Genomic DNA, 17,558 nt, shown 5'->3' with positions numbered 1-17,558 from the left:
CACCACCCAGTCCACAGGTTTGCGTACGACCGCTGTTCCTACCATTGGCGGGGACAGGAACGCAGGCGTACGACCGTGGCGCAGGCCCGATACTGGCCCTATGGACGAACAGCCGGAAGCAGCCGGTGCCGGACGGCCCCTGGACCGGCGGGCCGAGCTGAGCGAGTTCCTGCGCAGCCGGCGGGCCCGGCTGAAGCCGGAGGACGTGGGGCTGCCCGACTTCGGACGGCACCGCCGGGTGCCCGGGCTGCGCCGTGAGGAGCTGGCCCAGCTGGCCGGGGTGTCGGTGGCGTACTACACACGCCTGGAGCAGGGCAACGGACGCAACGTCTCGGCGGAGGTGCTGGACTCGATCGCCCGCGCCCTGCGCCTGACGGACGCCGAGCACGCCCACCTCACCCACCTGGCCAAGCCGAAGGCGCACAAGAAGAAGCCCGCGGCCCGGCAGCAGCAGGTGCGGGTGGCGCTGCGGCAGCTGCTGGACTCGATGGAGGGGGTACCGGCGTACGTCGCCGGGCGCCGCTCGGAGATCCTCGCCTGGAACCGGATGGCGGCGGCGGTCTTCGGCGACTGGTCGAAGCTCCCGCCCGCCGAGCGGAACTGGGCCCGTCTGGTCTTCCTGCACCCCGAGTACCGCGATCTGTTCATCGACTGGGAGCAGAAGGCGATCGACATCGTCTGCGCGCTGCGCATGGACGCGGGCTGCTACCCCGACGACGCGCGGCTGTCCGCCCTGGTGGGCGAACTCTCGGTCAAGAGCGAGGAGTTCCGCCGTCTGTGGGCGACCCACGACGTCAAGGAGAAGAGCCATGGCGTCAAGCGCCTGCACCACCCCCTGGTCGGCGACCTGGCCCTGCACTACGAGGGTTTCCGCCTCACGGACGGCTCCGACCAATCCCTGGTGACCTACCACGCGGAACCGGGCTCCCCCTCCGCCCAGTCCCTGCGCCTGCTGGCGAGCTGGGCCACGGACGCGGCCCAGGCGGTGCCGGCCTAGTCCTGGACGCCCAGGTCGGCCCGCATCGCCCGGCGCATGGCCGTCAGCAGCGGCTCGGCCTCCTTCAGCTCCAGCAGCGCCCGTTCGGCGCTCTCATCCTCCCGGGGCAGCCCCCGGTCGAGCCGCTTGGTGACGGCGTCCGTCCGGGCCAGCACCTCGTTGACAGCCCGTGAGGCGTCCAGGATCCGCTCGGGTACGACCATCTGCGCCTCGGCGTAGCGGTCGCGGTGGTCGCGCCGGGCCTCCTCCAGCTGTTCGCGGTCGTGATCGGTGTAGACGCCGTCGCGGATCCGGTGCAGGGCGTCCTTGAGCAGGGTGTGGAAGTGCCGGGAAGCACGGTTCATCGCGGTGTAGGCGTCCCGTCGCTCCTCGAACAGCCGCCTGTGCTCGGCCCGTTCGGCCTCCTCGGCACGTTCCCGCGCGGCGTGTCGCTGACTGAGCGCGGGGGCGAGGAGCGTCCCGAGGACACCGACGACGGCAGTGATCATGGCGGTGATGGCGGCGGTCATGGACAGGGATCCTGTGTCAGCCCTGGTACGGCGACATCGCGCCCCAGTTCCACCGCGGCACCGGCTGCTCGGCCGGAGGCCGCGCGTTGGGGCCCGAGAAGTACACCGCCAGCCGGGTGCCCCACTCCACGTAGGCCAGGAAGGCCGAGCGGAACTCGGCGTCGGTGGGCAGGCCGGCGTCGTCGGCGGCGTCCTGGACGAGGTTGACCCAGCGGCGGCGCTGGGGCTCGGTGATGTGCTTGCCGACGTGCTTGGCCACCATGTGGCCGTGGCCGCCCTGGGTCTCGGAGTAGCGGGCGGGGCCGCCGAAGACCTCGCCGAGCCAGAGGGCGACGTGGGCGGCGTGGTCCGGGGCGAGGTCCTGGAAGAGCGGGGCGAGGAGGTCGTCCTTGAGGACCTTGTCGTAGAACGCGTCCGTCAGACGGGAGAACGCCTCGGCGCCGCCCGCCCAGTCGTAGAGCGTGGGGGTGGCCGACCCGGTGCCGTGGACCGGCGTCGGGTCGTAGTGGCGCATCTCCTCGATGTCCTCGACGTACGGGCGGATCTCGGCGAGGAACGGCGGGAACCGCTCCGAGGTGCGAAAGCCCTCCAGATGGTCGCGCGTCGACGTCCAGGTGATCCGGAGGACGAAGTGCTCCGGGTCCTCCTCGCAGCGTGTGAGTTCGTAGTCGACGCACTGCGGGGCCGCGGCCAGCTGGGCCGCGGCGCGGGTGTAGGCGGACAGGAAGTCCGCCGACCGCTGCTCGGGGATGCGGTACCGGATGTATTCGATCGTGTGAGCCGTCATGCGCCCAGGCAAACACGGCAGGGCCACCGGAGGCAGCCCTTCCGGCGTCCTGCCGCTCAGCGGTGAGCGAACCGCGCGGGTACCCGCACGGACTGCTTCCGTGCGGGTCCGGTGACCCCGGCGCGGCGCACGAGCGGCCCGCCGGAGGAGACCGCTTCCGGCGGGCCGCTCGCTGTCGGTGCGCTATTCGGCTACCTCGGGCTCACTTGCCGTAGTAGGCGTTGTAGACCGTGATCGTCGAGGTGTTGCCCTGCTTGTCGACGATCTTGGCGCGGAACGAGATGCCCTTGCCCGCGGCCGGGTTCTGGACGGTGATCCTGCCGCCGCGGACGTCGGCCTTCTTGAAGGTCCTGCCGTCGTAGGAGACGTAGACGGCCAGGGACTTCAGGTTGCGGCCTGCGGCCGAACCCTCCACGGTGACCGGGAAGGTGACCGTCCGGCCGGCCTCGACACGGCTGTCCAGGCCGGTCCTGGCGCCGAAGTACAGGGCGGAGGCGGGCAGCCTGGCCGAGCTGCCGGACGGCTTCTTGGAGCGGAAGGTCCAGGTCGCGTCGATCCGCGTGGAGGCGTTCGCGACCTTCGGCGAGCGCGTGACCGAGGTGGTCAGCTTGTAGGCGGCGTCACCGGCCGGGACCTTGAAGGTCTTGCCGCCGAACAGCGGGTCGTCGTTGGAGCCGACCTTGGTGCCGTTGCGGTACAGGGTCGTGTTCACCGAGGTGAACGTCGAGTACCCGGGGTTCTTGGCGCCGTCGGCGAACAGCGGCAGCGAGCCGTAGATCTCGTTTCCGTCCCGGAACAGGCCCGCGTAGGCGTTGACGAGCGGGGCGAAGACCGCGGTGTTGACGGTCTTCGTGTACGTCCTGCCCGCCGTGAAGGACTGCGTGCCGAGCGAGTAGGAGGAGTCGGCGACCGGGAAGCCGTCCTGGTCGAGCGCGCCGTCCTGCTCGAACTGCAGCTCCCACTTCACACCGCCCTTGGCGGACACGTGCAGGGTGCGGGTGCCGGGCAGCTTCTGCGGCATGCTGATGCCGGAGGCGCCGGAGCTGCCGGGAAGCCAGCCCGAGGCGCTGAGGGAGCCCTTCTTGCCGCTCGCGGCGGCACCGAGCCGGGCCTTGACCGTGGCCAGCTCACTCGCCTTGTAGTGCTTGGTGTAGCCGGTGGCGAGCTGCTTGACCGGACCGCCGACCGTGGTGTCGTACTCCTCGGTCGCGCCCTTGGACCAGTGGCCGTCCCACTGCTGGAACAGCGTGCCCGGGGGCAGCGAGGGGCCGAGGTGTGCGGTGCGGAAGTTCTTGTACGTGTCGAGGAACCAGCCGTAGCCGTACTGGTTGCCGCCGACCGTGACGTCCCACTCCGGCGAGGCGAACTGCGACTTGGCGCCCGTGGCCGGGACGGTGATGTCCACCGGCTTGGCCTTGCGCGCGTCGATCGTGATCGTCTGCTTCTTGCCGACCGTCAGCTTCGGCTGGCCGATCCAGTCGACGCCCTTGGCGGGGTCCTGCGGGTCCTTGAAGACGGCGGTGTTCAGGATGTACGTGCCCTTGGGCGCGCGCACCTTCACCGTGCCGGACTTGTCGTACGGGCTCACCTGCCGGCCGGTGGCGAGACCCGCCACCCCGCTCAGGTCGGCGTTGTAGTACGGAGCCGGCTTGCCGTCACGGCCGATGAACTTCAGCGTGACGTCGTAGGACTCCACCTCGCGCTGCACCGCGGCGGCCGTGCGGACGGTCTGCCCGCCGCCGGTCGCGGTCACGTAGGAGGAGTAGGCGCCGTCGAGGGTGCCGCCCAGCTTCGTGTTCACCGTGAAGCCGACGGCGGCCTTGCCGTGCGCCGGGACCGTCACCTTGGTCGCGCCGAGCGTGAAGAAGCCCGCCGGAGCCGCCTGGCCCTTGGGGCCGGTGGCGGTGCTGGTCAGGTCGAGGGTGACGTCCTTGTCGCCCAGGTTGCGGTACGTCAGCTGCTTGGTGACCGGCTTGTCGTCGGTGTGCGGCCACTGCTGCACACCGAAGCTGACCGAGACCGGGTCGGCGATCACGGACTCCTTGATCGCCTTGTCGACCGCGATCCGGCCCGAACCCTGCTGGAACGGCGTGTAGTTGCCGCCCTTGGCGGAGCCGGTGAGCGCGCCCTTCAGCTCGGCGTAGCCCCAGTCGGGGTGCTCCTGCTTCAGGATCGCGGCGGCGCCCGCGACGTGCGGGGTGGCCATCGAGGTGCCGTCGAGGGTCATGTACCCCTCGGGCTTCTCGCCGACCTCCTGGTCGAGGACACTGCCCTTGGCCGCGGCGGCGGTGATGCTCACGCCGGGCGCGGTGACGTCGGGCTTGATCGCGCCGTCGCCGACGCGCGGGCCGGTGGAGGAGAAGTCGGCCAGCTTGTCCTTCTTGTCGACGGCGCCGACGGTGAGCGCGGCGTCCGCGCTGCCCGGCGAACCGATCGACTGGGGGCCGTCGTTGCCCGCGGCGATCGCGAACAGGACGCCCTTCTCGGCGGAGAGCTTGTTGACCTCGGCCTCGAGCGGGTCGACCTCGGGCGTGTCGTAGCCGCCGAGGCTCAGGTTGATGACGGAGGCACCCTGCGAGGCGGCCCACTCCATGCCGGCGAGGATGCCGGAGTCGTCACCGGAGCCGGAGTCGTCGAGGACCTTGCCGTTGAGGATCTTGGCGTCCGGGGCGACACCCCGGTACTTGCCGCCCGACTTGGCGCCGGTGCCCGCCACGATGGAGGCGACGTGCGTGCCGTGGCCGAAGTGGTCCTTGGCGTCGGCCGCGGGGGTGAAGTTCTTGGACTCGGTCACCTGGTCCTTGAGGTCCGGGTGGCTGGTGTCCACACCCGTGTCCAGAACGGCGACCTTCACGCCCTTGCCGGTGTAGCCGGCCGCCCACGCCGTCGGGGCGCCGATCTGCGGCACGGACTTGTCGAGCGAGGCCTTGCGGACGCCGTCGAGCCAGACGTGCGCGATGCCCGAGGCGGTCCCGTCGCCGTTGGTGACGGCGTGCCACAGCTCGGCGGTGTCCTTGACCGGGGTCTGCACGGCGTCCGCGTTCAGCGCCGTCAGGCTGCGGCGCAGGTGGCCCGCGCCCCGGACGTCGGCCTTGGCGGCCGCGGCGGCGCCGCTGTAGCCGACGATGACCTTCAGGCCGTTCTTCTGGGCCTGGCGGGTGGCGGCCTTGTTCAGCTCGGTGACGTCGAACAGGCGCCGGTCCAGCTTGCCGGAGGCGACCGGGCGGGCCGCGTCCGCGGGGATGACCAGCGTGTGCCCCTCGGCCTTGCGGACCTGGAAGGGTATGTGCTCCCGTCCCTTGGCCCGCTGCAGGCCGACGACGCGGCCCTTGGCGTCGAGGTCGACGCGGTCGCCGGTGATCAGGGTGACGTGGTGCTTGGCGGTGAACGAGGAAGCGGCGGCCGAGGCGTGCTGCCCGGTCTTCGCCGACGCGGGGCTGGTCATACCCGCTGCGAGGGCGACGGCTGCGGCGGTGGCCACCGTGGCCGCGGCCGCTCTTTTCACTTGTCTGCGCAAGATCTCCCCCTGGAGATGGAGTACCGGGCGAATTCCCCATTCACCCGGCGGGGGGCAATCCTGAACACCTGCACGTCAGCCCCCCGGATGCCGAAGTATGCCGGGGGGTGATCAGACGGCTCAATAGGTGAGAGGACAGTGAGAAAGCGCTGCCCGGAACTGTTACGCAGTGGGCGGGGCACCGTTACACAACCGCGAAGTCCCCCGCGTCCGAACGGTGTTATACGCCGTCAGGCGCCCGCGTTCTCCTCGACGGTGATCCTGCCCTTCCGGATCGTGGCCAGGCGCGGGGCCTTCTTCGCGATCGCGGAGTCGTGGGTGACCATGATGAAGGTCAGCCCGTGTTCCTTCCAAAGGCGTTCGAGTACGTCCATGATCTCGTCGCGCATGCTCTCGTCGAGGTTGCCGGTGGGCTCGTCGGCGAGGAGCACCTTCGGCCGTTTGACGAACGCGCGGGCGATGGCCACGCGCTGCTGCTGCCCGCCGGACATCTCGGAGGGCAGATGCGTGAGGCGTTCGCCGAGGCCGACGGAGTCCAGTGCCTCGGCGGCGCGTTCGCGGCGTTCCCCGGCCTTGATGCCGAGGGGGACGAGGGCGGTCTCCACGTTCTCCTGGGCGGTGAGGGTGGGGATGAGGTTGAAGGTCTGGAAGACGAAGCCGATGCTCTCGCTGCGGACCTTCGTCAGGCGGGCCTCGGGGAGTCCGGCCAAGTCGGTGCCGTCGAGGATGACTTCGCCTTCGGTGGGACGATCGAGGCCGCCGAGCATCTGGAGGAGGGTGGATTTTCCGCCGCCGGTGGGTCCTTCGATGACGAGTCTGTCGCCGTCGCCGATGGACAGGTCTATGCCGTCGAGGGCGTGGACGGTGTCTTTGCCCCTGGTGTAGCGCTTGGTTACGTTTCTGAGGTCGTACATGGTGGCTCCTGGGATTGTCTTTGGCTGCTCGGCCCCGCCGGAATGGCGCCGCTACTCCACGCGCCTGAGCGCGTCCGCCGGGCGCAGGCGCGACGCCCGCCAGCCCCCGAACGCTCCCGCGATCAGGCCGCCCGCCACCGCGAGGCCCACCGCGAGGGCGATCGTCGTGACGCTGACCGGGGCCGTGAGGGCGACTTCCAGGGTCTTCTCCGCCTGCCGCCCGGGGCCGCCGAAGCCACCGCCGCCGGGGCCGCTCCCGAAACCGCCGCCCCCGCCCAACTGCGCCTGCAGCGTGGGGCTGACGGCGGTGACGGCGTAGGCGCCGGCCAGGCCGAGCGCGATACCGAGGGCGCCGCCGACCAGGCCGTTGACGATGGCCTCGCCGACCACCTGACGGGTCACCCGGCCCGACTTCCAGCCCAGGGCCTTCAGCGTGCCGAACTCGCGCACCCGGCGGGAGACCGCGGAGGAGGTGAGCAGTCCGGCCACCAGGAACGCGGCCACGAGCACCGCGGCGGACAGCCACTTGCCGACCTTGGTGGCGAGGGAGGAGGCGGTGGACAGGGAGCCGGAGACCGTCTTGGCGAGGTCGGAGGAGGTGGTGACGGTCGTACCGGAGACGTTCTTCCGGATCGCGCCCTTGACGGCGTCGATCCGCTGGGAGTCGGTCGCCTTGACGTAGATCGTGGTGACCTTGTCCTTCTCGTCCGCGAGGGTCTGGGCCTGCCGCAGCGGGATGTACAGGTTGGCCGCCGAGTCGCCGCTGTCGGCGGTGGCGATGCCGATCACCTGGAACTTGACGCCCTTCACGGTGACGGTGGAGCCGACCTCGTACTTCTTCTCCTTGGCGTAGGCCGAATCGACCACGGCCACGGCGGCGTTCGTCTCGGTGGTCCTGAAGGCACGGCCGCTGGTGATCTTCGAGGAGGTCAGCGGGCCGAGCGCGGACCTGGTGACATCCGTGCCGAAGACGGTGTACTGGTTGATGTCGAAGTCCGCGCCGCCGCCCCGGACTTCACCCTGCGCGCCGCCGTCGCCGCCGCGCCGGAATCCGCCGCCCGTGTCGCCGTTCTGCTGGAACTGGCCGCGGGTGAACTGGCCGCTGACCTTGAACACATTGAGGCTCAGCCCGCCGACGGCCGACGAGACGCCCTTCTGGGCCGCGACCCGGGTGACGGTGGAGGAGGCCAGGGTGGTGAAACCCTGCACCATGACCCGGTCGCTGCTCTGGGCGGACTTGTCGTCGTCGCCCCGCGCGTCGAACCGGAAGCGCGGCCGCCCTGAGCTGCTCGCGGTCGGCGTCTGCGCCTTGGTGACGGTCATGTCCGTACCCAGGCCGTACAGCGACTGCAGCACCTTGTCCTGGGCCTTCCCCATGCCGTTGGACACGGAGCTGACCACGATGACGAGGGCGATGCCCAGCGCGAGACCGGAGGCGACGACGAGGGCCGCCTTTCTACGGCGGCGCAGTTCGCGCCTCAGGTAGGTGAAGAACATGCCCGCAAGCTAGAGACGGACCGTGATGACTCGATAAGGCCGAAATAAAAGAACCATGAGAAGGATGCGGCCCGGCCCGGGACGGCCCCGGAAACACCGATGCCGCCCCTCGGGGCGGCATCGGGAAGACGGTGAACGGGGTGTCAGACGGCCGAATCGGCCTTCCACTGGGCCCAGCTCAGGTTCCAGCCGTTGAGGCCGTTGTCCGGCGAGACCGTCCTGTCGCCGGTGTTCTGGACGACCACCACGTCACCGATCAGCGAGTGGCTGTAGAACCACGCGGCCGGCATGCTCGGGTCGCCCGCGCCCTTCTTGTCCTGCAGGCCGACGCAGCCGTGGCTGGTGTTGACGCCGCCGAAGACGGACGGAGCGCCCCAGTAGTTGCCGTGGATGAAGGTGCCGGAGCTGGTCAGGCGCATGGCGTGCGGCACGTCCTTGATGTCGTACTCGCCCTTGCCGTCGTCGTCCTTGAAGCCGACCGTCGCGCCGTTCATACGGGTCTGGGTGAACTTCTCGGAGATCACCATCTGGCCCTGGTACGTGGTGTGCTCGGGGGAGCCGGCCGAGATCGGGATGGTCTTGACGACCTTGCCGTCCTGCGTGACCTTCATCTGCTTGGTCTTCGCGTCGACGTAGGAGACCTGGTTGCGGCCGATGTGGAAGGTGACCGTCTTCTGCTGGATGCCGGTGACGCCGGGCGCGCCCTCGACACCGTCGAGCGCGAGCTTCAGCGTGACGGTGGAGCCCGCCTTCCAGTACTGCTCCGGACGGAAGTCGATGCGGTTGGCGTTGAACCAGTGGCCGACGACCTCCTGGCCGCTGCTGGAGGTGACCGTGATGCCCTTCTGGACGGCCGCCTTGTTGGTGATCGCCTTGTCGAAGTTGATCGACACGGGCATGCCCACGCCGACGGTGGCGCCGTTGTCCGGGGTGTAGGTGCCTATGAAGCTGTTGGCCGGGGCGACCGTGGTGAAGGAGGCGTTCTCGTGGGCGACCCGGCCGGCCGAGTCCTTGGCCTCCGCGGCGACCTTGTAGGTGGTCGAGCGGTTCAGCTGGGCGGTGGGCTTCCAGCTGGTCTTGTCGGCGGACAGGGCGCCCGCGACGGTCTTGCCGTCGACGGTGGTCATGGTCACGCCGGTGAGCGTGCCCTTGGCGACCGTGACGGCGGCCGAGTTGTTGATGGAGGCGTTGTTGGAGCCGTCCTTGGGTGTGATCGTGATCTGGGCCTCGGACGACTTCTTGGCGGCCGCTGCGTCCGCCTTCGCCTGGGATGTGTCGTCGCCGGCGGCCTTGCCGTCGCCGCCGCCGGAACATCCGGTGAGTGCCAGCACACCGCCGAGCAGTGCGGACGCGACCGTCAGGCCCTTGCGCCGCTTACTGTCCGTCATCACACGCTTCTCCATCGTCGCCGTATCCGTGACAAGCCCGAGCCCCCGCTGGGAATCTTCAACGCTACGGGCGGTTCGTCCCGGTCCATATAGCTCGCGGATGTGGGTCCCACCACGTCCGCCCGGAGCCGGGTGGTGCGGAAGTCGCCCCTGCGCCCCCTGAGACGACAGAACCCCGGACAGCGGTTGCCGTCCGGGGCCATCGGTCCCCCCTGGACGCTCAGCCGATGCCGACCTCTTCCTCGTCGTCGTCCGCCCCATCATCCTCGTCCAGATCCCAGTCCGGCGAGTCCGGGTCGTACTCGATCCGCTCGCTGGACCAGGAGGCCTGCTGGAGCTCCACTCCGGGCACCTCGCTGACCAGGTCGAACGGATCCACGAGATAGGCGAGGGCCTCGGCGGTGTCTTCCGTCACAGCACTCTCCGCATGGGCCCGCTCCTCCGGCGGCAGCTCCGGATCATGGGCGAGCCGGCCCAGCGCGGCCTTGGTCACCTCGTCCTCGTCCTGCACTTCGAGGACCAGCTCAACCCGAAGCCGTACAAACCGTGATGTCTCTTCAGCGCTCATGCGGGGAGCGTACGGCCGAAACCTCCCGTGACTTTCCTGTGACCCGCGACTTTCACTAACATCGCCCCACACGGCCAATTCGCTGGCGCCACAAGGGGGATCGATATTCCGTGTCATCCGCTCGCCGTCCGCTGCTGACCGCCACCGCCGCGGGAACCCTGCTGTGCGCGTTGTGGTTCGTCCCGTCCGCCAACGCGTCGCAGGGCAGCCCGGCGAGAGCGACGGCACAGACCGCCCCGGCCACCACGACGACACAGGTCACCGAACAGGCCAGGGCGATGTCCCGGGCCGCTTCCGAGGCCGCCGAGGACTCCACCGAACTCGCCGACACCGGCAGCTTCGACACCACGCCGTACGTCGTCGGCGGCAGCGCGTTCCTCGCCATCGGCGCCGGATTCGTGGCGTATTCGGTGCGCCGGGAACGCCTCGGCTTCTGATTCCGCGAAGCCGGAAAGGGGTCCTGTCCGCCAGGACAGGACCCCTTTGTCCGCCGGCCCCTCCCGATGCGAGCGGCCCGCTCTCCTAGCGCAGCGGCCCGGTGACCGTCTCCACGGCGGCGACGACCCGGCCCCCGCGCACGAACGCGTCGGCGGCGGCCAGGTCGGGCGCCAGGAACCGGTCCGGGCCCGGGCCCCGCACACCGGCGGCGCGCACGGCCTCGATCACGGCCCGCGAGGCGGGCGCCGGGGCCAGGCCCTCACGCAGTTCGATGGCGCGGGTGGCGGCGTAGAGCTCGACGGCGATGATGCGGGTGAGGTTGTCGACGGCGGTGCGCAGCTTGCGCGCGGCCGACCAGCCCATGGACACGTGGTCCTCCTGCATCGCGGAGGACGGGATGGAGTCCGCGGAGGCCGGTACGGCCAGCCGCTTCATCTCGCTGACCAGCGCGGCCTGCGTGTACTGGGCGATCATGAGCCCGGAGTCCACACCGGCGTCGTCGGCGAGGAACGGCGGAAGCCCGTGGCTGCGGTTCTTGTCCAGCAGCCGGTCGGTGCGGCGCTCGGCGATGGAGCCGAGGTCCGCGGCGGCGATGGCGAGGAAGTCCAGGACATAGGCGACCGGGGCGCCGTGGAAGTTGCCGTTGGACTCGACTCGGCCGTCGGGCAGCACGACCGGGTTGTCGACGGCGGAGGCGAGCTCGCGCTCGGCGACGAGCCGGGCGTGGGCGATCGTGTCCCGGCCGGCGCCGGCGACCTGCGGGGCGCAGCGCACCGAGTAGGCGTCCTGGACGCGGGGAGCGTCGTCCTGGTGGTGCCCGGTGAGCTGGGAGCCCTGGAGGACGGCGAGCATGTTCGCGGCGGAGGCGCCCTGACCCGGGTGGGGCCGGATGGCGTGCAGTTCGGGCGCGAGCACCTTGTCCGTGCCGAGCAGCGCCTCCAGGCTGAGGGCGGCGGTGACGTCGGCGGACTTGTAGAGGGTGTCCAGGTCGGCCAGGGCCATGACCAGCATGCCGAGCATGCCGTCGGTGCCGTTCAGAAGGGCGAGCCCCTCCTTCTCGCGCAGCTCGACGGGCTGGATGCCGTGCTCGGCGAGCAGCTCACCGGCGGGACGGACGCTGCCGTCGGGCCCCTCCGCCTCCCCCTCTCCCATGAGCGCGAGGGCGCAGTGGGACAGCGGGGCCAGGTCGCCGGAGCAGCCCAGGGAGCCGTACTCGTGCACGACCGGCGTGATCCCGGCGTTCAGCACGTCGGCCATGGTCTGCGCGACCTCGGGCCGCACACCCGTGTGCCCGGAGCAGACGGTCTTGAGCCGCAGGAACATCAGGGCCCGTACGACTTCCCGCTCGACCCGCGGTCCCATGCCGGCGGCGTGCGAGCGGACGATGTTGCGCTGCAGCTGGGCGCGCAGTTCCTGGCTGATGTGCCGGGTCGCCAGGGCTCCGAAACCGGTGGAGACGCCGTAGACCGGTTCCGGCTTCGCCGCCAGGGCGTCCACGATCTCCCGGGCCGCCGCGAGGGCCGCCACCGCCTCCGCCGACAGCTCGATGCGGGCACCGCCGCGCGCCACGGCGAGAACGTCGGACGCGGTGACACCGGACGTCCCCACCACCACAGTGTGCATATCCATATTCAGGAGCGTACGCATTGAATGCGTTGATGTCACTAGTGGGGAACGGGACTGCCCCTTACCGGACCGTGTGCATCACCTCACGCTCTCCGGCCGCGGAAACGCCGGCGCTCGGCCCGCGCGGGCGACGGCTCCAGCGGGGACTCGTCCGCCAGCCGCACGACCGGATCGTCGGGGCCCTCCCGCCCGGCCACCACGGGCCGGTCCGCGCGCACGGCCTTGGCCCGGTACTGCGCGGCGTCGGCCAGCCGGAACAGCCGCCGGGCGTCCCGCACCGGCCCGATCGGATCCTCGGTCGAGGCGACCCCGCAGGCCACCCCCTCACCGAGCTCCAACTCAGCGGCCCTGCAGCACAGTTCGTCCGCCGCCTTGACCACGTCATCGGCGGCCGGCCCCACCGCCAGCAGACAGAACTCGTCCCCGCCGAGCCGGGCGACGAGCGCTCCCGGCACCATCGCCCCGCACAGCGACAACACCGACCCGAACCGCTCCAGCAGCCGGTCCCCCACGGCATGCCCCAACGTGTCGTTGACCCTCTTGAGCCCATTGAGATCACAGACGACGAGACTGACGACCACCTCGTCCGCCCGGTGCCGCTCGACGGCCTCTTCCAGGCGCACATCCACGGCGCGGCGGTTGGCGAGGCCGGTGAGGGCGTCGGTGTAGGCGAGCCGGCGGGCCTCCTCCAGCCGCTCGGTCTGCGCGAGCCCCGCGGCGACGACGGCGGCCAGGACGGTGGCGAAGTCGGCGTCCGCCCGCCCGAACACGGGCACACCGACCCTGCGGGCGACATACAGCTCGCCCCAGGCCCTGCCGTGCAGCACGACGGGGGCGACGACACAGCAGCCGCGCCCCCTGCGGCGCAGGGCGGCGACGCGCCGGTGGAAGTAGCCGGGGGTGCCGGCCGCCGTGCCCTCGGCGGTCTCCACCCATGCGGTGGGCCCGCCCCCGCCCGCCCACCGCTCGTGCAGAAACTCGGTGATCTCCGGAAACTGGTTCACCGGATAGGCCTCGGCCTCCGGGAACGCCTCCTCGTCCGGCCTCCGCTCCCCCACGTTCACGAGGACCCTCAACCGCCCCAGCTCCCGCTCCCACACCGACAGCGCGGCGAAGCTGCCGTCCAGCGCCCGGCACGCACCGAGCGCGGCGGCCCGCCACGACTCCCGCGACGTGGGCGCCGCCGCCATCCCCTGGGCCAGCGCCACCACAGCGGCGAGCCGCTTGTCCTCACCCATTACCCCAGATTAGGGATGAATTCCGGCAAATGAGGAGATTGGTGCGGCGATCAGGTGGCCGGGGGTGTGCGGGCCTGCGTCGGCCGCCGGCCCGTGGGGGCTGATCGCGCAGTTCCCCGCGCCCCCAAGAGGGTGCGGTGGCCGCCCCTCAGGAACGCGCCCTCACTCCCCAGGCCACTCCGGCTTCCGCTTCTCGTTGAAGGCGGCCACCCCTTCCGCCCGGTCCCCCGAGAACGCCACCGACCTCCACGCCGCGTCCTCGACCTCCAGCCCGGCCCGCAGGTCCAACCCGTGCCCGAGCCGCAGCGCCCGCTTCGCCGCCCGCAGTCCCACCGGAGAGTTCCCGGCGATCCGCGCCCCCAGCGCCAGCGCCTCCTCCCGGTCCCGACCCTCCTCCACCAGCTGGTCCACCAGCCCGATCTCGGCAGCCTCCGCCGCCTGCACCCGCCGCGCCGAGAAGATCAGCTCGGCCGCCCGCGCCGCCCCGACCCGCCGCGGCAGCAGCTGCGTACCGCCACCGCCCGGAATCACGCCCACGGACACCTCCGGCAGCCCCACCACCGCCGTACGGTCCGCCACGATCAGGTCGCAGGACAGAGCCAGCTCGAAACCGCCGCCCAGGGCGAAGCCGTGCACGGCCGCGATCGTCGGCATCGGCAGCTCCAGCACCCCGGTGTACGCCCCCCGCGCCACCGGCCGCTGCCGCACGAGATCCGCGTCGCTGAACGAGTTCCGCTCCTTCAGATCGGCCCCGACACAGAACGCCCGCTCGTGCGACGAGGTCACCACGACCACCCGCGCCTCCCGGTCGGCGCCGAGCGCCGCACAGGCGGACGCGATGGAGCGGGCCATCTCCGTCGAGACGGCGTTCATGGCCTTCGGCCGGTCCAGCACCAGCTCCGCCACCTGCCCGTGCCGCCGCACCAGCACGAACTCCCCGAACCGCTCCTCGCTCATGACGCCCTCCGGTTAACGCGGGTTAACTCATTGCCGGCCCGATCATCGCAGCCGTACCCCGCCCCGGGAAAGAGCCCGCGACAAGAGCCGGCCCCGCCCGGTGTTCTACGCCCGTTCGAGTGACATCCCGGCCGTCTCACCCCACACCGCCCACAGGAGGGCATAGCGTGCGCTCCGCCACGGCGCGCCCCGGGCGCGCGGCGGGGAGGGAACCTCATGACACCGATACGAGCACAGTCCCGTACGGCCGATACGGATCAACAGGCCGAGGCCACGGAGCCGGTTCCGCCCGCCTTCCGCCGTGGCCGGCACCGCAAGCCCCGCCCCCGCAAGGTCCTGCTCGCCACGGGCGGTCTCGCGATCGCCGCCGGAGTCCTCAGCCTCGTCCGCGTGACCCCGGACTCCGGAGTCGGCGCTCCCGGCACCGCGGAGGCCGAGCCCCGCCTGAACCCCGGCGCCGGCACCACCGACCACGCACCCGGCGCCTCCCCCACGGCCGCACCCCGCTCCTCGGCCACGGCCACCATGGGCAGGGTGAGCGCGACACCGACGAAGACGGCCGCATCCGGCACGCCCCCGAGCGGCACGACCGTCCCGACCACCGCCCCGGCCGAGGCCCCTCACCGGACGACCACCCCATCCGCCCCTCCGCGGCCGCACCCCTCGCCCACGGCCTCGGCCCCGGCCTCCACGCCCGCCCAGAGCCAGACACCGGCCCCGGCCCCAGCCCCGAGCCACAGCACGCAGCCGCCTACACGGGGCGGCGGCGTATGCGTACCGGTGATCGGCCTGTGCGTGGACCTGCCGTAACCTCAGGGCTCCTGGCCGTCGCGGCGTGCGAGCAGCCACGGCTCGACCACGCCGAGCCCGCGGACCGGGCGCTGCCACATCGGCTGGAGCGCGAACCGATACACCGGCGGCTCCTCGCCCTCCTTCTCCGCGGCGGCCGCGGCCTCGGCCGCCTCCGTCTCCGAGGCGGGGGCCTCGCCGGCGCGGATCAGCTCCTGGGCGAAGGCGCTGTCCACCAGCACGGCGTCCCGCGGCGCTATCGAGGTCAGCCGGGAGGCCAGGTTCACCGTCGTACCGAAGACATCGCCCATCCGGGTGGTCACGGTCCCGAACGCCATTCCGACCCGCAGCTCGGGCATCGTCTCGTCGTTCGCCATCGTCTCGACGAGCCGCAGGGCGATATCCGCGGCCGTACCCGCGTCGTCGGCGGCGTACAGGACCTCGTCGCCGAGGGTCTTGATGAGCCGGCCGCCCCGAGCGGCCACCAGATCGGCGGCGGTGGTCTCGAAGGCCTCGACCAGCTCGCCGAGCTCCTCCTCCTCCATCCGGCGGGTCAGCCGCGTGAACCCCACCAGATCGGCGAACCCGACGGCCAGGCGCCGGTCGATCATCTCCTCGTCGTCGCCGGTCTGCACGACGCGGCCGGCCGAGGCGGCGAGCTGGCGGCGCCACACATAGACCAGGAACTCCTCCAGCTCGGGCAGGAGCAGTTCGACGATCGGGTACGTCACCTCGGTGCGGGTCATGCCCGGCTCGGGGGGCTCGGTCAGGCCTTCCAGGAAGGAGTCCATCTGCCACTCCGCCAACCGGGCGGTGGTCTGCCCGGTCGACCGTGCGACCTGCACCGCCATGGCCTCGCTGAGCAGCCCCGCCTCGACCAGACCGGCAAGACGCCGCAGGGCCAGCACGTCGGCCTCGGTGAGCGCCTTGGCCTGCCCGATGTCGGCGAAGCCCATGGCCCGCCAGAACCGTGACGCCAGTTCCATGGAGACACCGGCGCTGCGGGCCGCCTGGAAGGGGGTGTAACGGCGCTCCGCGCCCAGGATGAGGTGTTCGAGACGCAGCGCGAGCGGGTCCTCGCTGGGGTCGGCGGCGTGGGGTTCCACCCGGCCGTCCTCGCCCGCGCCGGAGCCCGTGTCGTCGACGGTCACGCCTGCTGCCCTTCTGATCTGCCACGGTCAGGTATCGACCGGCCTCAACTCTACGGCAGGTGTGCGCCAGCTCACTCCGTCGGGTTCGGCCGACGGCGCTGCTCAGCACCGTTCGGCGCACGGGGCCCGCGGTCGCGCACGGCGGGACCCCGCCACCCCGCAGGGCGCCGCACGAGCCCCGACACCTCCGCGCGAGCGCCGCAGGCATCGTCACGGCCGCAGCGCCCCCACCCGGGCGCCACACCGACCACCTTCGCCCACACAGGCGTCGCGGGCACCCTCACACAGGCCGCAGATGCACGATGTCCCCCGCCCCCACGGGCTCCTGCACGCCGTCATCGGTGGCGATGACCAGCCGCCCGTCCCCGTCGACGGCCACCGCCTCCCCCACCACGGCCCGATCCCCCGGCAGCTCCGCCCGCACCGTCCGCCCGAGCGTCGCGCACCCCGCCGCATAGGTCTCCTGCAGCCCACTGGCCACAGGGTCACCCCCCGCGTCCCGCCAGCGCCGATACCACTCCTCCAGCGACCGCAGCACCGCCCGCAGCAGCGGATCCCGGTCGGTCCCCACCGCCCCGGCCAGCACCAGGGAGCCCGCCTGGGGCACCGGCAGCTCCTCGGCCCGCAGGGAGACGTTGATGCCGACCCCGACGACCACCCCGCGCTCCCCGGCCCGCTCGGCGAGGATGCCCCCGGTCTTGCGCTCCTCACCGCCCACGGTCACCAGCAGGTCGTTGGGCCACTTGAGCGCGGTGTCCACACCCGCGGCCCGGGACAGCCCGGTCGCCACCGCCACCCCTGTGAGCAACGGCAGCCAGCCCCACCGGCTCACCGGCACCTCGGCCGGGTTCAGCAGGACGGAGAAGAAGAGACCGGACCGAGCCGGCGCGGACCACTGCCGGTCCAGCCGTCCCCGCCCGGCGGTCTGCTCCTCGGCGACGAGGACCGCGCCCTCGCCCGCCTTCCCGGCCACGGCCCGGGCCACCAGGTCGGAGTTGGTGGATCCGGTGTGCTGGACCACCTCCACCTCCGACCACAGACTGCCCTCCCGGACCAGCCCGCGCCGCAGCGCCGTGGCGTTCAACGGCGGGCGCTCCAGGTCGGACCAACGGCTGTCGTCTGATGCATTGTGCGGCGTCATGCAAGTCACCCTAGGTGTGGGAAACGCCGCACTGCCGACAA

At 71.5% G+C, this 17,558-nt stretch carries 15 protein-coding genes; 3 read left to right on the top strand and 12 right to left on the bottom strand.

The window, feature by feature from the left end; all coding sequences use genetic code 11:
* Positions 1-100: 100 nt before the first annotated feature.
* On the top strand, positions 101-997 hold the full coding sequence (locus tag AVL59_RS05440; protein WP_067300046.1) for a helix-turn-helix transcriptional regulator: 897 nt from the start codon (positions 101-103) through the stop codon (positions 995-997).
* Here AVL59_RS05440 and AVL59_RS05435 read toward each other — a convergent pair.
* The 7 genes from AVL59_RS05435 to AVL59_RS05405 form a co-directional block, all read right to left on the bottom strand.
* Positions 994-1,506, bottom strand: coding sequence for a hypothetical protein (locus tag AVL59_RS05435; protein ID WP_067300045.1), 513 nt, complete (start codon positions 1,504-1,506; stop codon positions 994-996). The two genes, AVL59_RS05440 and AVL59_RS05435, sit on opposite strands and share 4 nt — an antisense overlap.
* A 16-nt stretch (positions 1,507-1,522) precedes the next feature.
* Positions 1,523-2,293 carry a group II truncated hemoglobin gene (locus AVL59_RS05430; protein WP_067300044.1) on the bottom strand — a complete coding sequence of 257 codons (771 nt, stop codon included), beginning with the start codon at positions 2,291-2,293 and terminating at the stop codon, positions 1,523-1,525.
* 202 nt (positions 2,294-2,495) lie between these two features.
* Positions 2,496-5,798 carry a S8 family peptidase gene (locus AVL59_RS05425; RefSeq protein WP_208870574.1) on the bottom strand — a complete coding sequence of 1,101 codons (3,303 nt, stop codon included), beginning with the start codon at positions 5,796-5,798 and terminating at the stop codon, positions 2,496-2,498.
* A gap of 242 nt (positions 5,799-6,040) precedes the next feature.
* On the bottom strand, positions 6,041-6,724 hold the full coding sequence (locus AVL59_RS05420) for an ABC transporter ATP-binding protein (RefSeq protein WP_067300043.1): 684 nt from the start codon (positions 6,722-6,724) through the stop codon (positions 6,041-6,043).
* Between the two features lie 51 nt (positions 6,725-6,775).
* Positions 6,776-8,221, bottom strand: a complete 1,446-nt coding sequence (locus AVL59_RS05415) for an ABC transporter permease (protein WP_067300042.1) — start codon at positions 8,219-8,221, stop codon at positions 6,776-6,778.
* A gap of 143 nt (positions 8,222-8,364) precedes the next feature.
* Positions 8,365-9,609 carry a L,D-transpeptidase gene (locus AVL59_RS05410; protein ID WP_208870313.1) on the bottom strand — a complete coding sequence of 415 codons (1,245 nt, stop codon included), beginning with the start codon at positions 9,607-9,609 and terminating at the stop codon, positions 8,365-8,367.
* A 220-nt stretch (positions 9,610-9,829) separates the two neighbouring features.
* Complete coding sequence (locus AVL59_RS05405) at positions 9,830-10,177, bottom strand: hypothetical protein (RefSeq protein WP_067300041.1); 348 nt, start codon at positions 10,175-10,177, stop codon at positions 9,830-9,832.
* Between the two features lie 110 nt (positions 10,178-10,287).
* On the opposite strand from AVL59_RS05405, the gene AVL59_RS05400 reads away from it, so the two are divergent.
* Positions 10,288-10,614: an LAETG motif-containing sortase-dependent surface protein gene (locus tag AVL59_RS05400; RefSeq protein WP_067300040.1), complete on the top strand. Its 327-nt coding sequence runs from the start codon at positions 10,288-10,290 to the stop codon at positions 10,612-10,614.
* A gap of 85 nt (positions 10,615-10,699) precedes the next feature.
* Here AVL59_RS05400 and hutH read toward each other — a convergent pair whose 3' ends face one another.
* The 3 genes from hutH to AVL59_RS05385 form a co-directional block, all read right to left on the bottom strand.
* The gene (hutH, locus tag AVL59_RS05395) at positions 10,700-12,238 is read right to left on the bottom strand and encodes a histidine ammonia-lyase (RefSeq protein ID WP_067300039.1); all 1,539 of its coding nucleotides are present in this window, start codon (positions 12,236-12,238) and stop codon (positions 10,700-10,702) included.
* Between the two features lie 86 nt (positions 12,239-12,324).
* Complete coding sequence (locus AVL59_RS05390; RefSeq protein ID WP_067300038.1) at positions 12,325-13,479, bottom strand: GGDEF domain-containing protein; 1,155 nt, start codon at positions 13,477-13,479, stop codon at positions 12,325-12,327.
* A gap of 162 nt (positions 13,480-13,641) precedes the next feature.
* The gene (locus tag AVL59_RS05385; RefSeq protein WP_067300037.1) at positions 13,642-14,436 is read right to left on the bottom strand and encodes an enoyl-CoA hydratase/isomerase family protein; all 795 of its coding nucleotides are present in this window, start codon (positions 14,434-14,436) and stop codon (positions 13,642-13,644) included.
* Positions 14,437-14,652: 216 nt separating this feature from the next.
* On the opposite strand from AVL59_RS05385, the gene AVL59_RS05380 reads away from it, so the two are divergent.
* A complete protein-coding gene (locus tag AVL59_RS05380) occupies positions 14,653-15,246 on the top strand; it encodes a hypothetical protein (protein WP_237281440.1) in 594 nt (197 codons plus the stop codon).
* A gap of 2 nt (positions 15,247-15,248) precedes the next feature.
* Here the strand turns inward: AVL59_RS05380 and AVL59_RS05375 are convergent, their stop codons facing one another.
* Together AVL59_RS05375 and AVL59_RS05370 are read right to left on the bottom strand one after the other, a co-directional pair.
* Positions 15,249-16,376, bottom strand: coding sequence for an adenylate/guanylate cyclase domain-containing protein (locus tag AVL59_RS05375; RefSeq protein WP_067300036.1), 1,128 nt, complete (start codon positions 16,374-16,376; stop codon positions 15,249-15,251).
* Positions 16,377-16,656: 280 nt separating this feature from the next.
* A complete protein-coding gene (locus AVL59_RS05370) occupies positions 16,657-17,517 on the bottom strand; it encodes a biotin--[acetyl-CoA-carboxylase] ligase (RefSeq protein ID WP_067300035.1) in 861 nt (286 codons plus the stop codon).
* Between the last annotated feature and the right edge of the window lie 41 nt (positions 17,518-17,558).

Source organism: Streptomyces griseochromogenes (assembly GCF_001542625.1).
Classification (GTDB): domain Bacteria; phylum Actinomycetota; class Actinomycetes; order Streptomycetales; family Streptomycetaceae; genus Streptomyces; species Streptomyces griseochromogenes.
The sequence above is the reverse complement of the archived record's forward strand: the minus strand, read 5'-3'. Positions and strand labels throughout refer to the sequence as shown.